Here is a 21,176-nt window from a genome sequence, read left to right as displayed (position 1 = left end):
TCATATTAATTTGTTTTGAATCGTTATTCTGAAATGGAAAAATGTAAGCCTATCCTCTTTGCAACTATCGGAATAAGGAGGCTTTCCGGATGAATTTTGTTCTTTTTTTCACTAAAGTTCGTCAATATCACACTTGGTTTTGGCGGTTAGGTTCACCTTTTATAATTTCGTCATCGTTATGGAAAAATTGATAGTAAAAGAGGTTCAGACCGGGCGTGAAATGGACGATTTCGTACGGTTTCCCCATCGGTTGTATGCGGATTGTCCTTATTATGTGCCTGATTTGGATATGGATATACGTGAGACGTTCGACAAACGGAAAAATCCGGGGCTTGATTTCTCGGATATTCAGCCATTCATCGCTTATGATAGTCATGGAGATACGGTAGGGAGGATTGCCGGCATCATTAATCATCGTGCCAACGAAAAGTGGCATACGCGTAACGTGCGTTTCGGCTTTATTGAATTTGTCGATGATATTGAGGTGGCGGGAGCCTTGCTTCGTGCTGTAGAACAATGGGGGCGGACACGGGGAATGAATGCGATACAGGGACCGATGGGAATTTTCGACTTTGACAAGGAAGGTATGCTGGTGGATGATTTCGAGCAGGTCAGTTCTATGATTACCATCTATAATTATCCGTATTATCCCCGTCATTTGGAAGCATTGGGTTATGAGAAAGAAGTCGATTGGGTTCAGATTCGTGTACAGGTTCCCGAGGAGATTCCACCTAAATATGCCCGTGTGGCGGAATTGTCGAAAGAAATGTTTGGTTTGCAGGTAAGGAAGCTGACTTCGGCCGACATTTCAGAACGTAATTATGGTAAGAAAGTATTCGATTTATTGAATGTTGCCTATTCTCCTTTATTCGGATATACCGAATTGTCGGACAGGCAGATAGATGGCTATCTGAAACGTTATTTGCCTTTGCTTGACTTGCAGTTGCTTCCTGTGATAGAGAATGAGAAAGGTGAGCTGGTAGGCGTAGCGATAACGATGCCCAGTCTTTCGAATGCGTTACGGAAGGGAGGTGGAAGACTTTTCCCGTGGGGATGGTATCCGTTGCTGCGTGCATTGAAATGGAAACGGGAAGAGAAGGCAGAACTTTTTCTGATAGCTGTCCGCCCTGATTACCAGGGATTGGGTGTGAATGCCTTGTTTTTTGCTGATCTGATACCGGTCTATAACAAGTATGGTTTCACCTGGGCAGAAACAGGACCGCAATTGGAAACAAACGTAAAGGAACTTTCACAATGGAAACCTCTACATCCGGAAATCGTGAAAAGGAGGCGGTGTTATCGGAAAGTGTTGGAATAAAATAATAAACTGATAGAATATGAGAAGAGTAGTAATAACCGGTATGGGTATCTGGTCGTGTCTGGGTACGACACTGGATGAAGTGTGCCGGTCTTTGTATACAGGAAAAAGTGGAATCGTATTCAGTCCTGAACGTAAGGATGCAGGATTCCGTTCGGCTTTATGTGCACAGATAGCCAAGCCCGACTTGAAACCTTTTGTGTCGCGCAATCTGCGTCAGTTTATGCCCGAAGAGGCGCAATATGCCTATATGGCTACACGTGCGGCACTGGAGCAGGCCAGACTGGAGCCTGACTATATCGAGCAGCATGAAATAGGCATCATTTATGGAAATGATTCGGTGTCTGAAGCTACTATGACCGGGCTTGACAAGTTTCGTGAGTTTCACGATACGGCGGCATGTGGAAGCGGTACCATTTTCCAGTCGATGAACTCTACCGTGACTATGAACCTTGCTTGTCTGTTTAAATTGAAAGGTATCAATCTGACAGCATCCGCCGCTTGTGCCTCAGGCTCCCAGTCGGTAGGACTTGCGTATTTGCTTATTCGAAATGGCTTGCAGGATTGTATCGTGTGCGGTGGAGCGCAAGAAGCCAATATGTATGGCGTGGCGGCTTTCGATGGCATCCAGTCGTTCTCTATACGTGAGGACGAACCTGCCAAGGCAAGTCGTCCGTTCGATAAGGACCGGGATGGTCTGGTGCCTGGAGGAGGGGCAGCTACGTTGATTGTAGAGAGTTACGAACATGCTGTAAAGCGAGGTGCTCCTATCCTTGCCGAAGTCGTAAGCTGGGGATTCTCGGGCAACGGTGCGCATATATCTACTCCCAATGTAGAAGGTCCGGCACGCTCGCTGGAACTGTGTCTGAAGAATGGGAACGTGTCTCCCGATGAGATAGGTTACATCAATGCTCATGCCACTTCCACACGTATCGGTGATAGCCGGGAGGCACTGGCGATAGCACAGGTGTTTGGCGAGCTTCCGGTACCGGTCACTTCCACCAAGAGCCAGACAGGGCACGAGATGTGGATGGCTGGTGCCAGCGAACTGATTTATTCCATTCTGATGATGAAGAATGATTTCATAGCCGGAAACATCAATTTCGAGCATCCCGATGAAGATACAGCCCGTATTCATGTGCTTCCGGAGACGCGTCCCATACATTTCGATATGTTCTTGTCGAACTCGTTCGGCTTTGGAGGTACAAATTCGACGTTGATTGTCCGGAATGAGGGATGACGGATACGATGGAGCTGTTTTGTATGATGATTTATAAATTAAGTAAATAAATAAATAAAAACTAAGTTATGACACGCGAAGAAATCATTGAAAAAGTCAACACGTTGTTGGCAGAAGAATTTGAAGTAGAAGCATCTACATTGACTCCCGATGCAAATGTTAAGGAAACCCTTTCGCTGGACAGTCTGAGTCTGGTAGACCTGGTGGCACTTATCCAGCAGACTTATCAGGTGAAGATTCCTGTTTCGGATTTGCGTCAGATACAGACGTTTACCGATTTGTATGATTATATCGAATCACATTTGCCTGCGGCATGATGAAAGTGGATATACAGGCGTTGATTCCACAACGTGAGCCGATAATCATGGTCGACAGGCTGGATAAGGTGGAGCATGCGTATGCGGAAACTTCGTTGGAAATCCGTCCGGACAATTTTTTTGTTGCTCCGGACGGACGATTGGAAGAGGCGGGAATCATTGAGCATATTGCTCAGTCGGCTTTGGCATTTGCCGGTTATTGGGCTTTGCAGGCCGGAGCTTCCGAACCTCCGGTAGGATATATTGGTGAAGTGAAGAAATTCCATTGCTACCGTTGTCCGCAAACGGGAGAAATCCTGCATACCCGGATTACAATAGAAGCCGAAGCGGAAGGCATCACTCTGGTAAGAGGAGAGACTTTCGGCAACGGTACTCCGGTAGCAGATACTCAGATGAAAATATCCATTTAAGAGAGTTGAGACATGTTACTCAGAAACAATTATTATAAGGTATATAGTGCACATTATGGAGCCGAAGACGCTCTTTTTCATGTTGCTTTGTTGCCCGGATGCGATGTATATCGGAGGCATTTCCCCGGCAGACCAGTATGTCCGGGGGCATGTAATATCGAGATGATGAAAGAATGTGTGGAAGAAGCGGTAGGCAAATGTGTATCTATTGTTTTCATTAAACAATGCCGGTTTACTTCGCTGGCATCTCCCGATGTGTGTCCCGAATTGGATCTCCGTCTGCATTTTCAGGTATTGGGGGAAGGGAGGTTCCTGTTGACCGCTACTCTATCCGATGCAGGTATTACGTATATGGAATTTAAAGGAGAGATAGAGAAATGACAGAACTTTGCATCAGAATTTATCGTTTTTTCCGGCGTCATCGTATGGTGTGTTGGATATCTCTGGTTGTGTTGTTTGCTTTCTTTGGGTATTGTGCTTCATGCATTCATCTGGAGGAGGATATCAATAAACTGATGCCTTCTTCGAAAAACGAAGATGGTACGACCAAGCTGGCTTTTGCCAACTTGCGTATTAAGGACAAGACATTTTTGGTGTTCGAAGGCAAAGAGGGTGTTTCTACCGAACGTATGGCAGAGGTGTGTGATGCCTTTATTGATTCGTTGCAGGCTAAGGATGCCTTGTCCGATTCATTACACCGGGTGATAGAGGAGGTGTTTTACCGTTTGCCTGAAGAACTCTTGCCGGATGCCATTGATTACCTGAGTGGACATTTTCCTGCTTATATCGATACAAGCTTTTATGCCTGCATCGACACGATGCTGACCGAAAAGCATTTTCGCCGGCAGATGGAGATGAACCGGAAGGATTTGCTCAGCCCGATAGGCACGTTATATCCCGAACTTATCCAGATGGATCCGCTAGGTATGCGTATGCTTCTGAAGGAGCAATTCTTGCCGGCATCAGCTGGAGAGAAAAAAGGAGGTTATAAAATCCTTGACGGGCATATTTTCGTAAGTGACTCTACGGTGTGTGTGGCATTTATTACGCCCCGCTATTCGGCAACTAATACAGGTCAAGGTTCTGCTTTGTTTACGATGTTGAATGAACAGATAGCTCAATTTGCCCAGACGGCTCCTGACATCAAAATAGCTTATCACGGTACGCCTGCCAGTGGCTTTTATAATTCGAAACAAATCAAGTCGGACTTGGCTGGCACCCTTTCCGGTTCGTTGCTTTTCGTATTGGCTTTTATTTTTGTTTGCTATCGCAATTGGGATACACTTCCTTTGTTGGTCTTGCCCGTCCTGTTCGGAACGTTATTCGGACTTGCTTTGATGTATTTCATCAAGGGACAATTTTCATTGTTGGCATTGGGTATCGGAGCGGTTATTTTGGGTGTGGCATTCAGTTATGTGTTACACATCATCACCCATTATAAGTATGTTGGTAATCCCGAACAGGTCTTGCGTGACGAAGTCAAGCCGGTGTGTCTGGGTTGTCTTACAACCATTGGCTCGTTTATGGGAGTAGTATTTATTCGTACCGAGTTGTTGCAGGACTTCGGACTTTTTGCCACTTTCGCCATTCTGGGCACTACGGCATTCAGCTTGATCTATTTGCCGCAGTTCTTAAGTCCGAAGCGAAATAAGTTGAACCGGCGTGCCTTTGCCTTAATTGACCGTATCAATGCAGTGCCGTTCGACAGAAGCAAACCTTTATTGATTGTTATTCTGGTGGTAACCGTGGCTTGTATCGGACTTTACCTGGCCGGAGGCACACGCTTTGATGCTGATATGCATAACCTGGGATATAAGGCAGATATTACCACTTATTCGGAAGAATTGTTGCGAAGCAAGACGTATACGGGCGATAAAGAGAAATATTTCGCCACTTCTGGAACTACGATGGAAGAGGCGGTGGAGCGTTTTGCCGGAATGGCCCGGAAACTGGATTCGCTTCAGCAGGCAGGACTGGTGAAAGGCTATACACGTACCGACCGGATATTCGTTCCTTTACGTGTGCAACAAGAACGTATAGATGCCTGGAAAGCATATTGGAACGAAGACCGTCTGAAACGGGTGCACGAGTTGATTACCCGTACGGCACCTCAGGTTGGCTTGCGTCCCGAAGCTTTTGACTTGTTTTTCGAATATGCTACTGCCGATTATCATCCGGATGCCTTGTATGAGGCGGGTATCATCCCTGCAGGATATCAGTCTACATTAATGGAGCAATCGTATAATGGCGAATACCTGTGTTTTACGTCGGTGAGATGCGCCAATGATACGGTGCGTAGCAAGACGAGCGATTATCATCGTATTTGCGATGCTATTGCAACACAGCCTCACATGTTGGTGTTGGATACCTATTATTATACTACGGATACTTTGATGCAATTGAACGATGACTTCAGTGTATTGCAATGGGTTTCTATGCTTTTTGTCTTGCTGGTCTTGTTTTTCAGCTTCAGGGGGAATATCCGGTATACGTTACTGGGATTTATGCCGATTGTATTCAGTTGGCTTATTGTATTGGGAATGATGGTGTTGTTCGATATGAGTTTTAATCTTATCAACATCATTATCTCTACTTTTATTTTTGGTATCGGAGTGGATTATAGCATCTTTGTCATGAGTGGACTGATAGGAGAAGAACGCGACACGCGATTGCTGGGATACCATAAAACCGCTATTTTCTTCAGTGCGGTTATATTAGTGGTAACTGTAGGCTCAATGTTGTTTGCGGTACATCCGGCAATCCGTTCGGTGGGCTTCTCTACCTTGGTCGGATTGCTGGCGGCTGTTATTATCTCTTATGTGCTACAGCCCGCTGTGTTCAGAATGATTCAGAAGAAGAAATGAAATACGACATTATAATAATAGGAGGCGGACTGGGGGGACTGGTGTGTGGCTGTATCCTTTCACGGGCGGGAAAACGCCTGCTCGTGCTGGAGAAAGGAAAGCATACAGGTGGATGTATCCAGAGTTATCGCCGGGGAGGAATGGAGTTTGATACAGGGTTCCATTATGTGGGAGGACTGGAGGAAGGACAACTCTTGCGTCGGGTATTCGACTATTTGGGATTGATGAAACTTCCGTGGAAGCGCATGGATGAGGTGGTCGACCGTGTGATGATAGGAAAGCGTACCTTTGCACTGGCACAAGGTTATGACCGGTTTGCCCAAATGCTTGCCGATGAGTTTCCGGCGAAAAGAGATGCCTTATACCAATATGCTGATTTGTTGAAGCGGACGGAAGAAATGCAGCTGAATGCCTTGAACCCTCATTCATCGGATATGGATTTCCATACTTGGATGTTGGAGACCAATGCGTACCGGTATCTGCAGGAGAAGTTTGACGATTCTTTGCTGGTCGACGTGCTGAGTGGTGCTTCACTGAAGATGGAACTGAGAAAAGACACATTGCCGTTGTTTACATTTGCTCATGGCTATTGTGGTTATGTGGGCAGTAGTTGGCGGATTGCAGGCAGTGGTTCGCTGATAGCAGAGGCGTTGGCAGAACAAATCCGTTCGCAGGGAGGAGAGGTGATATGTAATGCGGAAGTAGATGAATTACTGGAAAAGGAAGGTCAACTGACGGGAGTCCGGTGTAAGGACGGAAGAATTTACGAAGGGATACAATTCATTTGTGCCACCCATCCGGCAGAGATGTGCCGGATGTTGAAGCAAGGGGGATTGCTGAAGAATGTGTATCGTCACCGGATATGCCGGCAGGAAAACACCAATGGGATGTTTACGGTATCGTTGTGCCTGAAACCTCATGCATTGCCTTATGCGAACTGGAATTACTATGTATATCGGCATCCTGATATTTGGACATATCCGTCAGATGGAGAAATTGACCGAGTATTGGCAGCCAGTCATGTTCCGGACGATGGAGGAGAGTATGTGCGGCAAATCGATTTATTGGCTCCGATGGACTGGAGTCTGTGCCGTCCATGGATATTTACCCAAGTAGGTAAGAGAGGACCGGAGTATGAGGCAATGAAACTCCGTATGGCAGATGCCTGTATGACATTGGCCGAATCGTGTATACCTGGTTTGCGGAGAGCGGTCGTGCAATGTTATACCAGTACTCCGCTTACATACCGTGACTATGTGCATACTCCCGACGGGTCGGCTTACGGCATGCGGAAAGATTTCAACAGTCCGTTTGGAGGGATGCTTCCGGTGCGTACGCCCATTCCCGACCTGTTCCTCACAGGACAAAGCCTGATGGTGCATGGTGTGCAAGGTGTAACTATGACCGCGCTTTTCACGTGTGCGGAAATTATAGGACGGGATTGGATATGGAAGCAAGTGATACAGAAATAGAATATAGTTAATTTAAAGACAGAACATATATGGAATTACAGACGGATGTATATGCCTTGACCCGGGAAGTGGTGGCATTGGTCGGCTTTTTGATTTCGCCCGAAGCCGGATACATTACGGGAGAGGTAATATCAATTGATGGAGGACTTTATACATGAGAACAACGATGAAAAGATGGCTGGTATGTTTGTCGGTATTTTTGCTGGCATGTACTACATTTATGTGGGCACAAGGTGCCGGCATGACACAAGTCATGAAGAAGTATAGAAGTGTGCATACGCTTACGGCTTCTGTGGTGCGTATCAAGCACAATGTAGCTTTTGCAGAAGATGCCAGATTGGATGGGAAACTTTATTTCAAGGCTCCCGGACGGATGTGCATGCGTTTCGAAGGAGATAAGGATATGTTGCTGATGGAAGGCAATGAATTTACGATGGTAGAATCGGGACGTAAAAGCGTGGCAAAAGGGCAGACACAAGCTCAATTCGAATCGCTGGTAGAGGTGTTCAAGCAAATGGTGCTGGGCATGGATATTTCGGTTAGTCCCGAAGAACTGGCAGAGGTGAAAATGGAAGAGAAAGATGGTCTTTGTACCTTGACAGTAACACCTCGGGTAGATGGAGGAAATAAGGTGCGCCGCAGATTGTTGTTTTCTTCTTTTGTACTGACCGTCGACTTGCAGAAAGGAGAGTGTAAGAGCTTGCAGATGAATGAACGGGGGCAGAACTATACCCGTTATGACTTTTCCGGTTTTATGCTGGATGCCCATGTGCCGGATACAGCATTTCAACTTCCATAAGATATGAAAAAAGAGTTGTTGGACATTTGCCAGGTGCAAGTGAAGTTTAGCGAAATCGATTCGATGCGCCGGGTATGGCATGGTTCTTATGTGACATATTTCGAAGACGGACGAGAGTCTTTCGGCAGGCATTATCCGGGCATCGGATATGCCGATATGCAGCGGGAAGGCATTTATGCGCCTGTATATGATTTACGTGTCCGCTATTATGCTCCGCTTTTGCTGAACGATGGTGTCGAAATACATACCCGCTATGTGTACAAGCCCGGTGCAAGATTGGATTATATGTATCAGGTCTTTCGTGCAAGCGACCATACGCTTTGTGCCGAGGGCACCACGGTGCAGTTGTTTATCGATGCACAGGGGGAACTGATGGTGGAAAAGCCTGCTTATTTCGAAGCCTGGCAGGTGAAGTATTTATAATAAGGAGAATATGAAGGAGAAAATTGTCTGGCTTGTAATGATGTTGTGTTTCCCGGTAGTTTCCTACGGGCAACAGACCGTTATCGAAGGAACCGTGCGTGATTCGGTGACCGGAGAAGTATTGCCATACGCTTCGCTGATGCTCGAAGGTACTTCTGCTGGTACACGTACCGGAGATGACGGGCGTTTCCGCTTGGCTACATCTGTATCGGTCAACCGCCTGCAGGTTTCTTATTTGGGATACGATACCCGTAATATTACGGTTCAGCTGGGGAAAATCAACCGGATTGACATAGCCTTGATACCGAGTGGTGTCACATTGAGCGATATCGTGGTGAAGCCGAAACGTGAACGATACAGGAGAAAGGATAATCCTGCAGTGCGGTTTGCCAGACAAGTGATTGACCGACGCGAGAGCAATGACCCGCGTAATCAAGATTATTTCAGTTATGACCAATATGAGAAAATGGTCTTTGCTATGAATGATTATAAGCCAAAGCCCAAAAAGAGTGGGAAAATAGGAAAATTTGATTTTCTTGCCGAGTTTATTGATACACTTGAAGTAGGGACTACGGTACTTCCTTTGTCAGAAAAAGAACGCTTGGAGAAGGTATATTACCGGAAGTCCCCCAAGTCGGAGAAACGTTTGCTGATGGGAAGTAAGTCATCGGGAGTAGATGAAGTGTTTTCGCGTGACGGGGTACAGCAGTTCCTGAGCGAAGCTTTTCAGGAAGTGGATATTTTCCAGAATAATGTTTCATTGTTTCTTCAGCGTTTTGTCAGTCCACTATCTACTTTCGGACCGGGATTTTATAAGTATTATTTGCTCGATACGCTTCAGGTGGAAGGTCGTAAATGTGTAGATTTGGGATTTGTGCCCTTCAATTCCGAGTCGTTCGGTTTTACGGGGCATTTGTTCGTTACGCTTGATTCTACCTATTTTGTCAAGAAAGTGATACTTAATGTTCCGAAAGACATCAACCTGAATTTTGTATCAGGTATGACTATTGAGCAGGTGTTTGAACGGGATTCTGCCAATATCCGTATTTTAAAGAAAGATGATATCCGGGTAAACTTTAAACTGAGTGAGAAATCGAAAGGCATGTATGCCCAGCGGCTGATAGTATACGATCATCATTCATTTCTTCCTCCCGATGACAGACAAAGGCAGATTTTTGCTCAAAGTGCACCGGTTATTACGCAAAAAGAGGCTTATAGCCGTTCGGAGGATTATTGGGAAGAACATCGCCCGCAAGTTGCGCGCAAGAAAAATCCCAATTCAGTAGAACAGTTGATGAAGAGGCTTCGGTCGATTCCTGTTTTTTATGTGACCGAAAAGGTGGTGACAACTTTGGTTTCAGGTTATATTCCTACTAATAAAGATTCCCGGAAGAACCGGTTCGATTTAGGACCGATGAACAGTACCATTAACGGCAATGCCATCGAAGGTGCACGTTTTCGTGTAGGTGGAGGTACGACTCCTGTTTTCGACAAGCATTGGTTCTTTGAAGGCTATGCTGCGTATGGCACGCGCGACAAGAAGATAAAATACGATGCCATGGTGGAATATTCGTTCAATCCTCGCCAGACGTACCGCATGGAATATCCCATGCATTCCCTTCGCTTGGAGTATATGTATGATATCAACAAGCTGGGGCAGAATTACATGTATACCAGCAAAGACAATGTGATGCTTGCTATCCGCCGGAAGAAAGACACGCGTGCCACATACTTGCGGAATGCCGAACTGACTTATACACGCGAACATTACAACGGGTTTTCGTATAACGTGATTCTCCGTAACCGGCGTGAATATGCCACGCCATATGCTCCTTTCGATTGCATCGGGACAGACGGAAGCGTAACGCCACGTAATCATTATGACATGACGGAACTGGAAATCAAATTGCGTTATGGTAAGGACGAGAAATATTACCAGACCCGTACGCAGCGCATTCCGATTACGTTTGATGCCTTGATATTCAATTTGAGTCACGTGATGGCGAAGAAAGGGGTACTGGGGTCGTCGTACACTTATCAGCGTACGGATGTCGGCATGCAGAAACGTTTCTGGTTTTCGGCGTTCGGCTATCTGGATGTCATTCTTAAAGCAGGCAAGGTATGGAACAAGGTGCCTTATCCGCTTCTGATATTGCCTAATGCCAACCTTACTTATACCATCCAACCCGAAACTTATACGAACATGAATGCTATGGAGTTTATAAATGATGAGTATGCTTCGTGGGACATTACTTATTATATGAATGGAAATTTGTTCAACCGCATTCCGCTGATTAAGAAATTGAAGTGGCGTGAGGTGTTTTGCTTTCGTGGATTATGGGGACACTTGACAGATAAGAACAATCCTGTAAAAAATGGTGAAGGTCTGTTCCGTTTTCCGGAAGAGACTTCACAGCTGGGGCGTGCTCCTTATATGGAAGCCAGTGTAGGTATAGAGAATATCTTCAAGTTTCTCCGTCTGGATTATGTATGGCGTCTGAATTATCGCGATAATCCCGATATACAGACGCATGGTGTGTGTTGTACAATGCGATTGTCATTCTGATGGAAAAAATCCTGCCATGTAAAGTAGGGATTGCAAAATGATATATTCGGAGGTGGAAAGCAGAGCTTTTAAGGAAGAAGTGGTAAAATGTAACTTGTTTTTTTCTTAATTTTAATACTTTTCGTGCTCAACTTATGAAAGAATTGCTTATTTTTGCAACGCAGTCAGAAAGAAAGAACAGACTTCTTGCTGGGGCAACCGAAAACAGAGAGTGTTTATAACATTATTATAAAACCTTTAAAAATTAAGCAAAATGATTAAAGTAGGTATTAACGGTTTCGGTCGTATCGGCCGTTTCGTATTCCGTGCAGCTCAAAAAAGAAACGATATCCAAATCGTAGGTATTAACGACTTGTGCCCGGTAGATTACTTGGCTTACATGTTGAAGTATGATACAATGCACGGCGCATTCGACGGTACTATCGAAGCTGACGTTGAAAATAGCAAATTGATTGTTAACGGTAAGGAAATCCGCGTAACTGCAGAAAAGAATCCGGCTGACTTGAAATGGAATGAAGTAGAAGCTGAATACGTTGTTGAATCAACTGGTTTGTTCCTGACTCAGGAAAAAGCTCAAGCTCACATTCAGGCTGGTGCTAAATACGTAGTTATGTCTGCTCCTTCTAAGGATGCTACTCCGATGTTCGTTTGCGGTGTAAACGAAAAGACTTACGTTAAGGGTACTCAGTTCGTTTCTAACGCTTCTTGTACTACTAACTGCTTGGCTCCGATTGCTAAGGTATTGAACGACAAGTTCGGTATTGTAAACGGTTTGATGACTACAGTTCACTCTACTACTGCTACTCAGAAGACTGTTGACGGTCCTTCTATGAAAGACTGGCGCGGTGGCCGTGCTGCTTCTGGCAACATCATCCCGTCTTCTACAGGTGCTGCTAAGGCTGTAGGTAAAGTTATTCCTGAACTGAACGGCAAACTGACTGGTATCTCTATGCGTGTGCCGACTTTGGATGTTTCAGTTGTTGACTTGACTGTAAACTTGGCTAAACCGGCTACTAAAGAAGCTATCTGCGCTGCTATGAAGGAAGCTTCTGAAGGCGAATTGAAAGGTGTTCTGGGTTACACTGAAGATGCAGTTGTATCTTCTGACTTCCTGGGCTGCACGTTGACTTCTATCTTCGATGCAAACGCAGGTGTTTACTTGACTGATACTTTCGTTAAAGTTGTTTCTTGGTATGACAACGAAATCGGTTACTCTAACAAAGTATTGGATCTGATTGCTCACATGGCATCAGTAAACGATTAATCATCGGTCATAAGACGTGTTTTGATTAATAAATGATAACAATGGGAGAAGTCACCTTGTAAGGGTGGCTTCTCTTTTTTATGTTTGGCATGTATGATGGAAAAACCTGTAATTCAGCTTCGACACCTTTCTACCGGTTATACTGGAAAACACAGTGTGATACGTGTGGCATCGGATATTAATGCATCTGTCTATAATGGTGAACTGACTTGTTTGCTGGGGGCGAACGGGGCTGGAAAGTCTACTTTATTGCGTACTTTGTCGGCTTCCCAACCTCCTTTGGCTGGGGAAGTATGGATAGCAGGCAAACGTTTGTCGGATTATGCAGATAAGGAGCTTGCCAGACTGATAGGCATTGTATTGACAGAACGGTGCGAAGTGACCAATCTGAGTGTGGAAGAACTGGTAGGTTTGGGAAGAAGTCCGTATACAGGTTTTTGGGGAACACTGGGCAAAGAAGATAAGCGTATCGTATCAGAGGCGATACAACAGGTAGGTATTGCCGGATTATCTGACCGTATGATACATACTTTGAGCGATGGAGAACGTCAAAAGGTGATGATAGCCAAGGTTTTGGCACAACAGACTCCGGTCATCTTGTTGGATGAGCCGACCGCCTTTCTTGATTTTCCCAGCAAGGTAGAAATGATGCGTTTGCTGCGCACGCTGGCACATGGTTTGGATAAGACCGTATTTCTTTCTACGCACGACCTTGAGCTGGCACTTCAGATAGCTGATAAGCTTTGGTTGATGGACCGGCAGGGGGTAGTTGTCGGGACTCCCGAAGATCTTTCGTTGGACGGTACATTGGAGACTTTCTTTACCCGCGAGGGTATTGCATTCGATCGCCGGAGCGGATTGTTCCGTATTGCGCCCGAATATGTAAGAAGCATCAGGCTGACAGGAGAGGGGTATCGATATGACATGGTGCAGAAAGCTTTACGCCGTTATGCCATTTGTGCCGACCGTGAAGTGGAATCGGAAGCATATATTGATGCCGGTTCTGGAGAAGCAGATTTATTTGTATGGCATCCCGCAGGTAGAGAGCCTGTGGCCTGTGGAAATATCGAAACGTTGATAGCATTTATAAAAGAAAAGTAGTGAGGTAAGAACGGCATAGGGTGGCAGTATCATGAAAAGCAAATTGCTGCTTGGGAAGAGCCTGAAACCTAAAAAAACAGGAGAAATAAGTGAAAAAATGTCTTGCTATTTTTTAGATTCAAATAAAATTCGTACATTTGCACGCAATAAAATCTAAACATAAACCCTATGTCATTTATTGCAGATAAAGTAGTGATGGACGGATTGACTTACGATGATGTATTGTTGATTCCTGCCTATTCAGAAGTTTTACCAAAAACAGTCGATCTCACGACTAAGTTTTCACGCAACATTGAATTGAAGATTCCGTTTGTGACGGCAGCCATGGATACCGTTACCGAAGCGCAGATGGCAATTGCTATTGCCCGCGAAGGAGGTATTGGTGTTATTCACAAAAATATGCCTATTGAAGAGCAGGCACGTCAGGTGGCTATCGTAAAGCGTGCCGAGAATGGTATGATTTACGATCCGGTGACCATTAAACGTGGTTCCACGGTAAAGAATGCGCTGGATATCATGGCAGAATATAAGATTGGCGGCATTCCGGTAGTGGATGACGAAAACTATCTGGTAGGTATCGTGACCAACCGTGACCTTCGTTTTGAGCGTGACATGAATAAGCGTATCGACGAGGTGATGACCAAGGAGAACATTGTGACTACAGCTCCGGGTACGGATATGGAAACGGCATCGGATATCCTTCAGAAGAATAAAATCGAGAAATTACCGGTAGTAGACGAGAATGGTAAACTGATAGGTCTGATTACGTATAAAGACATTACCAAAGCAAAAGATAAACCGATGGCTTGCAAGGATGCTAAAGGTCGCTTGCGTGTGGCTGCGGGTGTAGGTGTAACCAATGATACGTTGCAACGTATGGAAGCGTTGGTAAAGGCTGGTGCCGATGCTATTGTGATTGATACGGCTCACGGACACTCGAAGTATGTTATCGAAAAGTTGAAAGAAGCCAAGAAGGCTTTCCCTGATATTGATATCGTGGTAGGAAACGTGGCTACGGGTGATGCGGCAAAGATGCTGGTGGAGGCTGGTGCTGATGCTGTGAAGGTAGGTATTGGTCCGGGTTCTATCTGTACTACACGTGTGGTTGCTGGTGTAGGTGTACCTCAGTTGTCTGCTGTTTATGATGTGGCAAAAGCATTGGAAGGTACAGGTGTTCCTTTGATTGCTGACGGTGGCTTGCGCTATTCGGGTGATGTAGTCAAAGCATTGGCTGCAGGTGGTTATTGCGTAATGATTGGCTCATTGGTGGCTGGTACCGAAGAGTCACCGGGCGATACCATTATTTTCAACGGACGTAAATTTAAGTCTTATCGCGGCATGGGTTCTTTGGAAGCTATGGAAAATGGTTCGAAAGACCGTTATTTCCAGAGTTCGACCACCGATGTAAAGAAACTGGTTCCGGAAGGCATTTCGGCACGTGTTCCTTACAAAGGTACATTGTATGAGGTGATTTATCAGTTAGTAGGCGGTTTGCGTTCAGGAATGGGGTATTGTGGTGCGCATAACATTATGGAATTGCACAATGCGAAATTCACGCGTATTACCAATGCAGGTGTATTGGAAAGTCATCCTCACGATGTGACGATTACCAGCGAGGCTCCTAACTACAGTCGTCCGCAATAAGGATAAGATATTGTTACACAAAGGCACAGAGACACCAAGTTTTTATTTACTGCTTGTTTACGATTTACAGCGGTTGTACTTCGTAGATAGAACTGTAAATATCTTGTGTCTTTGTGTCTTTCGTTTTTATAAGCATATCGTATGAAATTGTCCAGAATCTTGATTCTTTTCATTTGTTTTTTGAAGGCTGCTTCTTTTCTTTATGCCGATAAATTGGATGATGAATTGTTTCTTCTGAAGGTGGCAGATGCCAAACGTTGTGGCTGGGATACCGTGCCTGCTTTCCGTCACCGTTGTAAGGTGGAACAAGGAAAGGCATTGCGGGCGGTGTTGCTTGATGCAGGTCGCCAGGATTCTGTACTGCATGCGCTTTACCGTGAAAGTGTGGAACGTTATTCGGCGAAAGGCTGGGTGAAACTGGAAGAAATTGTCCGGTTGCTTCCGCAACGTGCTACCCGGAACGAAGTAGGGCAGGTTTGCCGGCAAATGGATTCGGTGTATGTTTCGTTGCAGGGCGGAATGCCTTTCGAGATATATCTGGAACAAGGATGCGAAGCACAATGGTGTCCGTCGGTGGCTTTGCTGAAGGAGTTCTCTTGTCGTTTGGATACAATGCGGAAGGGAACCTATACGAAACCGTTTTTGTCGCCGTTGGGCGTGCATATTATCAAATTAGTCGACCGGAAGCCGGCTATCAGTTATGAGGAAGCAAGTCCTTTTCTGGAGATTTATCTGGACCGGTTGGGAGAGAAAAATCCGGCACTTAACCGGTCGCGTTATATGCAATGGCAACACGGTGAAAGAAAAGATGTAGCAGTGGAACGTTGTCTGACGGAGGTAAAGAACTGTATGCTGGCGGCATGGTGGGATGTTCGTCATCCTTTGCCTGATGTTAGCGATGAAAATGAATTGAAGCATTTTTTCGAAGCTAACAAGAAGGCTTATGCATGGGAATTTCCACATTACAAAGGGGCTGTAGTGCTTTGCAAAGATAAAAAAAGCGCTTCACGCATTCGCAAATGTTTGAAAAAAGTTCCGATGGAGCAGATGGAAGAAGTGTTTCGGATGTGGCAGGCAGAACATCCCGAGGTGGATGCTGTGATACAGGTAGGATTGTTTCAGATAGGAAAGAATCCGTATATCGATAAGTTGGCTTTCAAGTGTGGAGAGATGCCGCATGACCCACGTTATCCGTATGCTATTGTGGTAGGTAAACGGTTGAAGAAGGGACCGGAAAATTATACAGATGTGTATGGACAAGTGAAAAAGGATTTTGTCAGAATTTTGAAAATGAGACAATTGGAAGAATTAAGGACGCGTATTGGAAAATGAAGAAAATATCAGCTGAATGTCGGCATTTAGCCACCAGGAAGTTAAAGGGGAGTTGTTATGGAATACACACAGCCGGTGTTATTCCTGTTTTCCAGTGTCATGCTGGATAGCCAATCCGCTTCTTCCGTTACGCCGGCTCACATATCCGGCATGACAAGCAAGCTTTGTTCTCTTCGCCATATAGCTGCATCGTTTGTAAGATTAATAATCTTACAAGCAAGGCAGCTATGCGGTTCATAAATGTGTAAGTTTCTTCTATGTTTTTTTCTAATCGTAAAATGACGAAAAATTGCGTACTTTGATATATAAAAACCGTTAATTGTAGCGGAAGTAATCGATTAAAACTGTATCTTCGTTCGCTCTTTCAGACGAAAAACGTCACAGATGAATAAAGGATGTTTCTTGACCATAGGATTGCTGGTCTTGACTGCTTGCACCAAGACGCTCAACCATCAGGGGAAAACCCCGCTGGTGGAGGTGGGGGATGCGTTTCTGTACAAAGAAGACGTGGATGCGGCGATGCCGATAGGTGTGAAAGGGAAAGACAGCGTAGAATTTGCCGAGGCGTATATCCGTAATTGGGTGGAAGATAACTTGCTTTACCGTAAGGCAGAGGGGAATATTCCCGACAATGTAAAGATAGACCAGCAGGTGGAGGCTTACCGGCGGGCACTGATTATGCATGCTTATCAGGAAGAACTGGTAAGACAGAAGTTGGGCAACGAGGTAAGTGAGGAAGAAATCAGTGCGTATTATGAGCGGCATGCCGGACAATTTCAAGCAGAGCAACCTTACATACAAGGTGTGTTTGTCAAAGTTCCTTTGCATACGCAAAACTTGAATCTGGTGCGGAAATGGTACAAGCAACATACGCAGGAGGCTGTGGACAGGTTGGAAAAGTTCAGCATTGCCCATGCAGTGAGTTATGATTATTTTTACGACCGTTGGCGTCCGGTGTCGGAATTTTCGTTGAAACTTCCCCTTGATGCGTTGGATACAGATCCCGATTATTTGAACCGGAACAAGAATGTGGAGGTACGTGATACGGCTTTCTGTTATTTCCTGCATGTGGAAAAGTTTCTTCCGAAGGGTGACCGCCTGCCGCTGGAATATGCCAAGAATGAGATAAAAGAAATGATAATTAATCTGAAGCGTGTGGAATTTATAAATCAGATGAAGCATGATTTATATAAAGAGGCTTCGGAGGCTAATGACATAATTTATTATAAACCTGACAATGAATAAGTTTAGAGTAATCAGATGGTGTGTATGCATGCTGTTGTTGCTGGCAGGGATTTCTGCTTATGCCCAAGACAATGTAATAGATGAGGTCGTCTGGGTAGTGGGTGACGAGGCTATCTTGAAATCAGATGTAGAAAACGAACGTTTGAACGCACAATACGAAAACAGGCATTTCGACGGTGATCCTTATTGTGTGATTCCAGAAGAACTGGCGGTGCAGAAGCTTTTCTTGCATCAGGCAGAACTGGACAGTGTCGTGGTGTCCGACCAGGATGTGATTCAAGAGGTGGAACGACGCATTTCGTGGCTGACTGAACAAATCGGCTCGCGGGAGAAAATGGAAGAATATTATAATAAGACTTACACGCAGATCCGTGAAATGCTTCGTGAGAATGTCCGCGACGGCAAGACAGTGCAAGAAATGCAGATGAAAATCGTGGGCGACATCAAGCTCACTCCTGCCGAGGTGCGTAACTATTTCAACAAACTGCCTCAAGACAGCATTCCGTTCGTACCTACACAGGTGGAGGTGCAGATTATTACGCAGGAGCCCAAAATTTCGGAGCAAGAGATAGAACGGGTGAAAGCACAGTTGCGTGAATATGCCGACCGGGTAAATAAAGGCGAGACTTCTTTTTCTACCTTGGCACGTTTCTATTCGGAAGACCCTGGTACGGCACGCCGTGGTGGTGAAGGTGGATTTACGGGTCGTGGTGCATTGGTTCCCGAATTTGCCAATGTGGTGTTTAACCTTACAGATACCAAAAAGGTGTCGAAGGTGTTCGAAACGGAATTTGGTTTTCACATTGCACAGTTAATAGAAAAACGAGGCGACCGTGTGAACTACCGTCATATCCTGTTGCGTCCCAAAGTAGACCAAAAAGACATTGATGCTGCTTTGGCGCGTCTGGATTCCATTGCCGATGACATCCGGAAAGAAAAATTCTCGTTTGATGATGCCGCCACGTGGATATCGATGGATAAGGATACCCGAAACAATCATGGTTTGCTTGCCAATCCGCAATCGAATACTTCCCGTTTCGAGATGCAGGAACTTGCCGGACTGGTTTCGCAAGATGTAGCGAAAGTTGTGGAAGGCATGCAGATCGGGGAAATCTCAAAACCTTTTACGATGATTAACTCAAGCGGCAAGCAGGTGTGTGCCATTGTGAAACTGAAGAACCGCATTGACGGACATAAGGCTACCATTACGGAAGACTATCAGCGTCTGAAGGCGATGGTAACTTCAAAGAGGAGCGAAGAGAAGCTTCAGAAATGGATTGTTGACAAGCAGAAGAACACTTATGTGCGTATCAGTCCGAAATGGCGCAATTGCGAATTCAAATATCCGGGATGGATTAAGCGATGAACTGAAAAAGTTATGATGCAAAAAGAAAAGAACAGGAAATATAGGATAAACGGGCATAGGGCGCTTTTGGTGAGTGTCCTATGCCTTTTCGGCTTTTGTCTTTTGGCGCAGAAACCGCTCCGTTCGCAGATAGCCGGGACGCAGGAGGATTCGGTGGCGCAAAAGCGGCAAATGCCTCAGAAACAGACAGCTCCCAAGAAACAGCAACCCAAGAGCAAGGTTTATCTGATACATTCGGACTTGTTGCGGAAAGATTCCCGTCATCCTGATGCACAGGTCGTGGTGGGCAATGTCGTTTTCCGGCACGATAGTGTGTATATGTATTGCGACAGTGCTTATTATTATGACAAGATAAGTTCGTTTGAAGCCTTCAGCAATGTCAAGATGAATCAGGGAGATACGCTTTTTCTGTATGGAGACAGATTGTTTTATGACGGGAATACGCAGATTGCTGAAGTACGTATGAACGTACGGATGGAGAATAAGAATACTACGTTGCTGACTGATAGTCTGAACTATGACCGTGTGTACAATCTCGGCTATTTTTTTGACGGAGGAACACTGATGGACGAACAGAACGTCTTGACTTCGGAATGGGGTGAATACAATCCCAGTACGAAGCAATCGGTGTTCAATTATAACGTACAGCTGGTTAACCCGCAGTTTACGCTGACTTCGGATACGCTGGAATATAATACGCTGACGAAGATAGCCAACATCGTGGGGCCGTCGGATATAGACAGTGACAATAACCATATTTATTCCGAGCTGGGTACATATAATACGATGACCGGAAAAGCCTATTTGTACAACCGCTCGATTCTGACCAATGACGGGAAACAGCTGACTGGTGATACCTTGTATTATGACCGTGATGCAGGAACGGGCGAAGCATTCCGCAACATGGTGATGACCGATACCATCAACAAGAATATGATGACCGGCGAATATGGCTTTTATAATGAGAAGACCAAGTTTGCCTTTGCTACCGATAAGGCGGTGGGGATTGATTATTCGCAGGGGGACAGTTTGTTTCTTCACGGTGATACGCTGATGATGCGCACTTTCCATCTGGATACGGATACGATGTTCAGGGAGATGCAGGCTTTTCATAAGGTGCGTTTCTATCGTACGGATGTGCAGGGAGTCGCAGATTCGCTGGTATTCTCTACCAAAGACAGTTGTCTGACAATGTACCAGGATCCTATTTTGTGGAACAAGAATCAACAACTGGTAGGAGAGAAGATATGCATTTATATGAATGACAGCACCATTGACTGGGCTCATATCATCAATCAGGCATTGTCGGTAGAAGAATTGGATTCGACAATGTATAATCAGGTGACGGGAAAGGAGATGAAAGCCTATTTCCGCGATGGGGAAATGCATAAGACTGAAGTTATCGGCTCGGTACGCCTGGTCTATTATCCGATGGATTCGGACAGTACGCTGATTGGTATGAATGTGTCTGAGACGAGTAAACTGGAAATCTATCTGGAGCACCAGAAATTGGAACGGATGGTAATGAGCCCCCAGTCGAACGGTACTTTGTATCCGATGTTGATGATTCCGAAAGGGAAAGACAAATTGGAGAACTTTGTGTGGTTCGATTACATCCGTCCGTTGAATAAGGAGGATATTTTCAACTGGCGTGCCAAGAAAGCAGAAGATCAGTTGAAGAAGAATGTACGTGGCCCGATAGAACTTCCGAACCAGCACTTGTTTGACAAGTTGGCCCAACCTGAAAAGAAAGTGGAAGAAAAGGCTCCGTCGGAAAGTGATGCCGGAAATACAGAGGCTGGAAACCAGGAAAAG

Annotated in this window: 16 protein-coding genes and 2 pseudogenes; all 18 read left to right on the top strand. The window is 45.3% G+C overall.

Annotated elements, in window-relative coordinates; all coding sequences use genetic code 11:
• The first annotated feature begins 178 nt into the window (after positions 1-178).
• Entirely contained in the window at positions 179-1,318 is a 1,140-nt protein-coding gene (locus tag B5F78_RS00470; protein WP_087207443.1) for an N-acetyltransferase, read from the top strand.
• A gap of 19 nt (positions 1,319-1,337) precedes the next feature.
• Entirely contained in the window at positions 1,338-2,558 is a 1,221-nt protein-coding gene (locus B5F78_RS00465; RefSeq protein ID WP_022041015.1) for a beta-ketoacyl-[acyl-carrier-protein] synthase family protein, read from the top strand.
• Between the two features lie 68 nt (positions 2,559-2,626).
• Positions 2,627-2,875, top strand: coding sequence for an acyl carrier protein (locus B5F78_RS00460; protein WP_022041016.1), 249 nt, complete (start codon positions 2,627-2,629; stop codon positions 2,873-2,875).
• Positions 2,872-3,285 carry a beta-hydroxyacyl-ACP dehydratase gene (locus B5F78_RS00455; RefSeq protein ID WP_087405658.1) on the top strand — a complete coding sequence of 138 codons (414 nt, stop codon included), beginning with the start codon at positions 2,872-2,874 and terminating at the stop codon, positions 3,283-3,285. Before B5F78_RS00460 ends, B5F78_RS00455 begins: the two co-directional genes overlap by 4 nt.
• A 12-nt stretch (positions 3,286-3,297) precedes the next feature.
• A complete protein-coding gene (locus B5F78_RS00450; RefSeq protein ID WP_087405657.1) occupies positions 3,298-3,666 on the top strand; it encodes a beta-hydroxyacyl-ACP dehydratase in 369 nt (122 codons plus the stop codon).
• Entirely contained in the window at positions 3,663-6,149 is a 2,487-nt protein-coding gene (locus tag B5F78_RS00445; protein ID WP_087405656.1) for an MMPL family transporter, read from the top strand. The genes B5F78_RS00450 and B5F78_RS00445 overlap by 4 nt, the downstream gene beginning before the upstream one ends.
• On the top strand, positions 6,146-7,621 hold the full coding sequence (locus tag B5F78_RS00440; RefSeq protein ID WP_087207439.1) for a phytoene desaturase family protein: 1,476 nt from the start codon (positions 6,146-6,148) through the stop codon (positions 7,619-7,621). The genes B5F78_RS00445 and B5F78_RS00440 overlap by 4 nt, the downstream gene beginning before the upstream one ends.
• 65 nt (positions 7,622-7,686) lie before the next feature.
• Positions 7,687-7,779 (top strand): annotated as a pseudogene (locus B5F78_RS16705) (3-oxoacyl-ACP reductase FabG); the annotation flags it as partial.
• 8 nt (positions 7,780-7,787) lie between these two features.
• Complete coding sequence (locus B5F78_RS00435) at positions 7,788-8,420, top strand: LolA family protein (RefSeq protein ID WP_087207437.1); 633 nt, start codon at positions 7,788-7,790, stop codon at positions 8,418-8,420.
• Positions 8,421-8,423: 3 nt separating this feature from the next.
• Complete coding sequence (locus tag B5F78_RS00430; protein ID WP_022041023.1) at positions 8,424-8,843, top strand: acyl-CoA thioesterase; 420 nt, start codon at positions 8,424-8,426, stop codon at positions 8,841-8,843.
• Positions 8,844-8,853: 10 nt separating this feature from the next.
• A complete protein-coding gene (locus B5F78_RS00425; RefSeq protein WP_087405655.1) occupies positions 8,854-11,409 on the top strand; it encodes a DUF5686 and carboxypeptidase-like regulatory domain-containing protein in 2,556 nt (851 codons plus the stop codon).
• A gap of 253 nt (positions 11,410-11,662) precedes the next feature.
• The gene (gene gap / locus B5F78_RS00420) at positions 11,663-12,673 is read left to right on the top strand and encodes a type I glyceraldehyde-3-phosphate dehydrogenase (protein WP_022041025.1); all 1,011 of its coding nucleotides are present in this window, start codon (positions 11,663-11,665) and stop codon (positions 12,671-12,673) included.
• Between the two features lie 96 nt (positions 12,674-12,769).
• Positions 12,770-13,774 carry an ABC transporter ATP-binding protein gene (locus B5F78_RS00415; protein WP_087247231.1) on the top strand — a complete coding sequence of 335 codons (1,005 nt, stop codon included), beginning with the start codon at positions 12,770-12,772 and terminating at the stop codon, positions 13,772-13,774.
• Between the two features lie 168 nt (positions 13,775-13,942).
• The gene (guaB, locus tag B5F78_RS00410) at positions 13,943-15,418 is read left to right on the top strand and encodes an IMP dehydrogenase (RefSeq protein ID WP_022041027.1); all 1,476 of its coding nucleotides are present in this window, start codon (positions 13,943-13,945) and stop codon (positions 15,416-15,418) included.
• Positions 15,419-15,559: 141 nt separating this feature from the next.
• Positions 15,560-16,750, top strand: a complete 1,191-nt coding sequence (locus tag B5F78_RS00405) for a foldase protein PrsA (RefSeq protein WP_087405654.1) — start codon at positions 15,560-15,562, stop codon at positions 16,748-16,750.
• A gap of 384 nt (positions 16,751-17,134) precedes the next feature.
• Complete coding sequence (locus B5F78_RS00400; RefSeq protein ID WP_022041030.1) at positions 17,135-17,995, top strand: peptidyl-prolyl cis-trans isomerase; 861 nt, start codon at positions 17,135-17,137, stop codon at positions 17,993-17,995.
• Positions 17,988-19,361: a peptidylprolyl isomerase gene (locus B5F78_RS00395; RefSeq protein WP_087207431.1), complete on the top strand. Its 1,374-nt coding sequence runs from the start codon at positions 17,988-17,990 to the stop codon at positions 19,359-19,361. The genes B5F78_RS00400 and B5F78_RS00395 overlap by 8 nt, the downstream gene beginning before the upstream one ends.
• Positions 19,362-19,373: 12 nt before the next feature.
• Positions 19,374-21,092 (top strand): annotated as a pseudogene (locus B5F78_RS00390) (OstA-like protein); the annotation flags it as partial.
• Between the last annotated feature and the right edge of the window lie 84 nt (positions 21,093-21,176).

Origin of the sequence: Bacteroides sp. An279, assembly GCF_002159615.1 — a bacterium.
Taxonomy (GTDB): domain Bacteria; phylum Bacteroidota; class Bacteroidia; order Bacteroidales; family Bacteroidaceae; genus Phocaeicola; species Phocaeicola intestinalis.
The sequence above is the reverse complement of the archived record's forward strand: the minus strand, read 5'-3'. Positions and strand labels throughout refer to the sequence as shown.

Bases quoted from the DNA above. Each gene is read 5' to 3' on its own strand.
- B5F78_RS00470 (WP_087207443.1), top strand. From the start codon at position 179: ATGGAAAAATTGATAGTAAAAGAGGTTCAGACCGGGCGTGAAATGGAC.
- B5F78_RS00465 (WP_022041015.1), top strand. From the start codon at position 1,338: ATGAGAAGAGTAGTAATAACCGGTATGGGTATCTGGTCGTGTCTGGGT.
- B5F78_RS00460 (WP_022041016.1), top strand. From the start codon at position 2,627: ATGACACGCGAAGAAATCATTGAAAAAGTCAACACGTTGTTGGCAGAA.
- B5F78_RS00455 (WP_087405658.1), top strand. From the start codon at position 2,872: ATGATGAAAGTGGATATACAGGCGTTGATTCCACAACGTGAGCCGATA.
- B5F78_RS00450 (WP_087405657.1), top strand. From the start codon at position 3,298: ATGTTACTCAGAAACAATTATTATAAGGTATATAGTGCACATTATGGA.
- B5F78_RS00445 (WP_087405656.1), top strand. From the start codon at position 3,663: ATGACAGAACTTTGCATCAGAATTTATCGTTTTTTCCGGCGTCATCGT.
- B5F78_RS00440 (WP_087207439.1), top strand. From the start codon at position 6,146: ATGAAATACGACATTATAATAATAGGAGGCGGACTGGGGGGACTGGTG.
- B5F78_RS00435 (WP_087207437.1), top strand. From the start codon at position 7,788: ATGAAAAGATGGCTGGTATGTTTGTCGGTATTTTTGCTGGCATGTACT.
- B5F78_RS00430 (WP_022041023.1), top strand. From the start codon at position 8,424: ATGAAAAAAGAGTTGTTGGACATTTGCCAGGTGCAAGTGAAGTTTAGC.
- B5F78_RS00425 (WP_087405655.1), top strand. From the start codon at position 8,854: ATGAAGGAGAAAATTGTCTGGCTTGTAATGATGTTGTGTTTCCCGGTA.
- gap (WP_022041025.1), top strand. From the start codon at position 11,663: ATGATTAAAGTAGGTATTAACGGTTTCGGTCGTATCGGCCGTTTCGTA.
- B5F78_RS00415 (WP_087247231.1), top strand. From the start codon at position 12,770: ATGGAAAAACCTGTAATTCAGCTTCGACACCTTTCTACCGGTTATACT.
- guaB (WP_022041027.1), top strand. From the start codon at position 13,943: ATGTCATTTATTGCAGATAAAGTAGTGATGGACGGATTGACTTACGAT.
- B5F78_RS00405 (WP_087405654.1), top strand. From the start codon at position 15,560: ATGAAATTGTCCAGAATCTTGATTCTTTTCATTTGTTTTTTGAAGGCT.
- B5F78_RS00400 (WP_022041030.1), top strand. From the start codon at position 17,135: ATGAATAAAGGATGTTTCTTGACCATAGGATTGCTGGTCTTGACTGCT.
- B5F78_RS00395 (WP_087207431.1), top strand. From the start codon at position 17,988: ATGAATAAGTTTAGAGTAATCAGATGGTGTGTATGCATGCTGTTGTTG.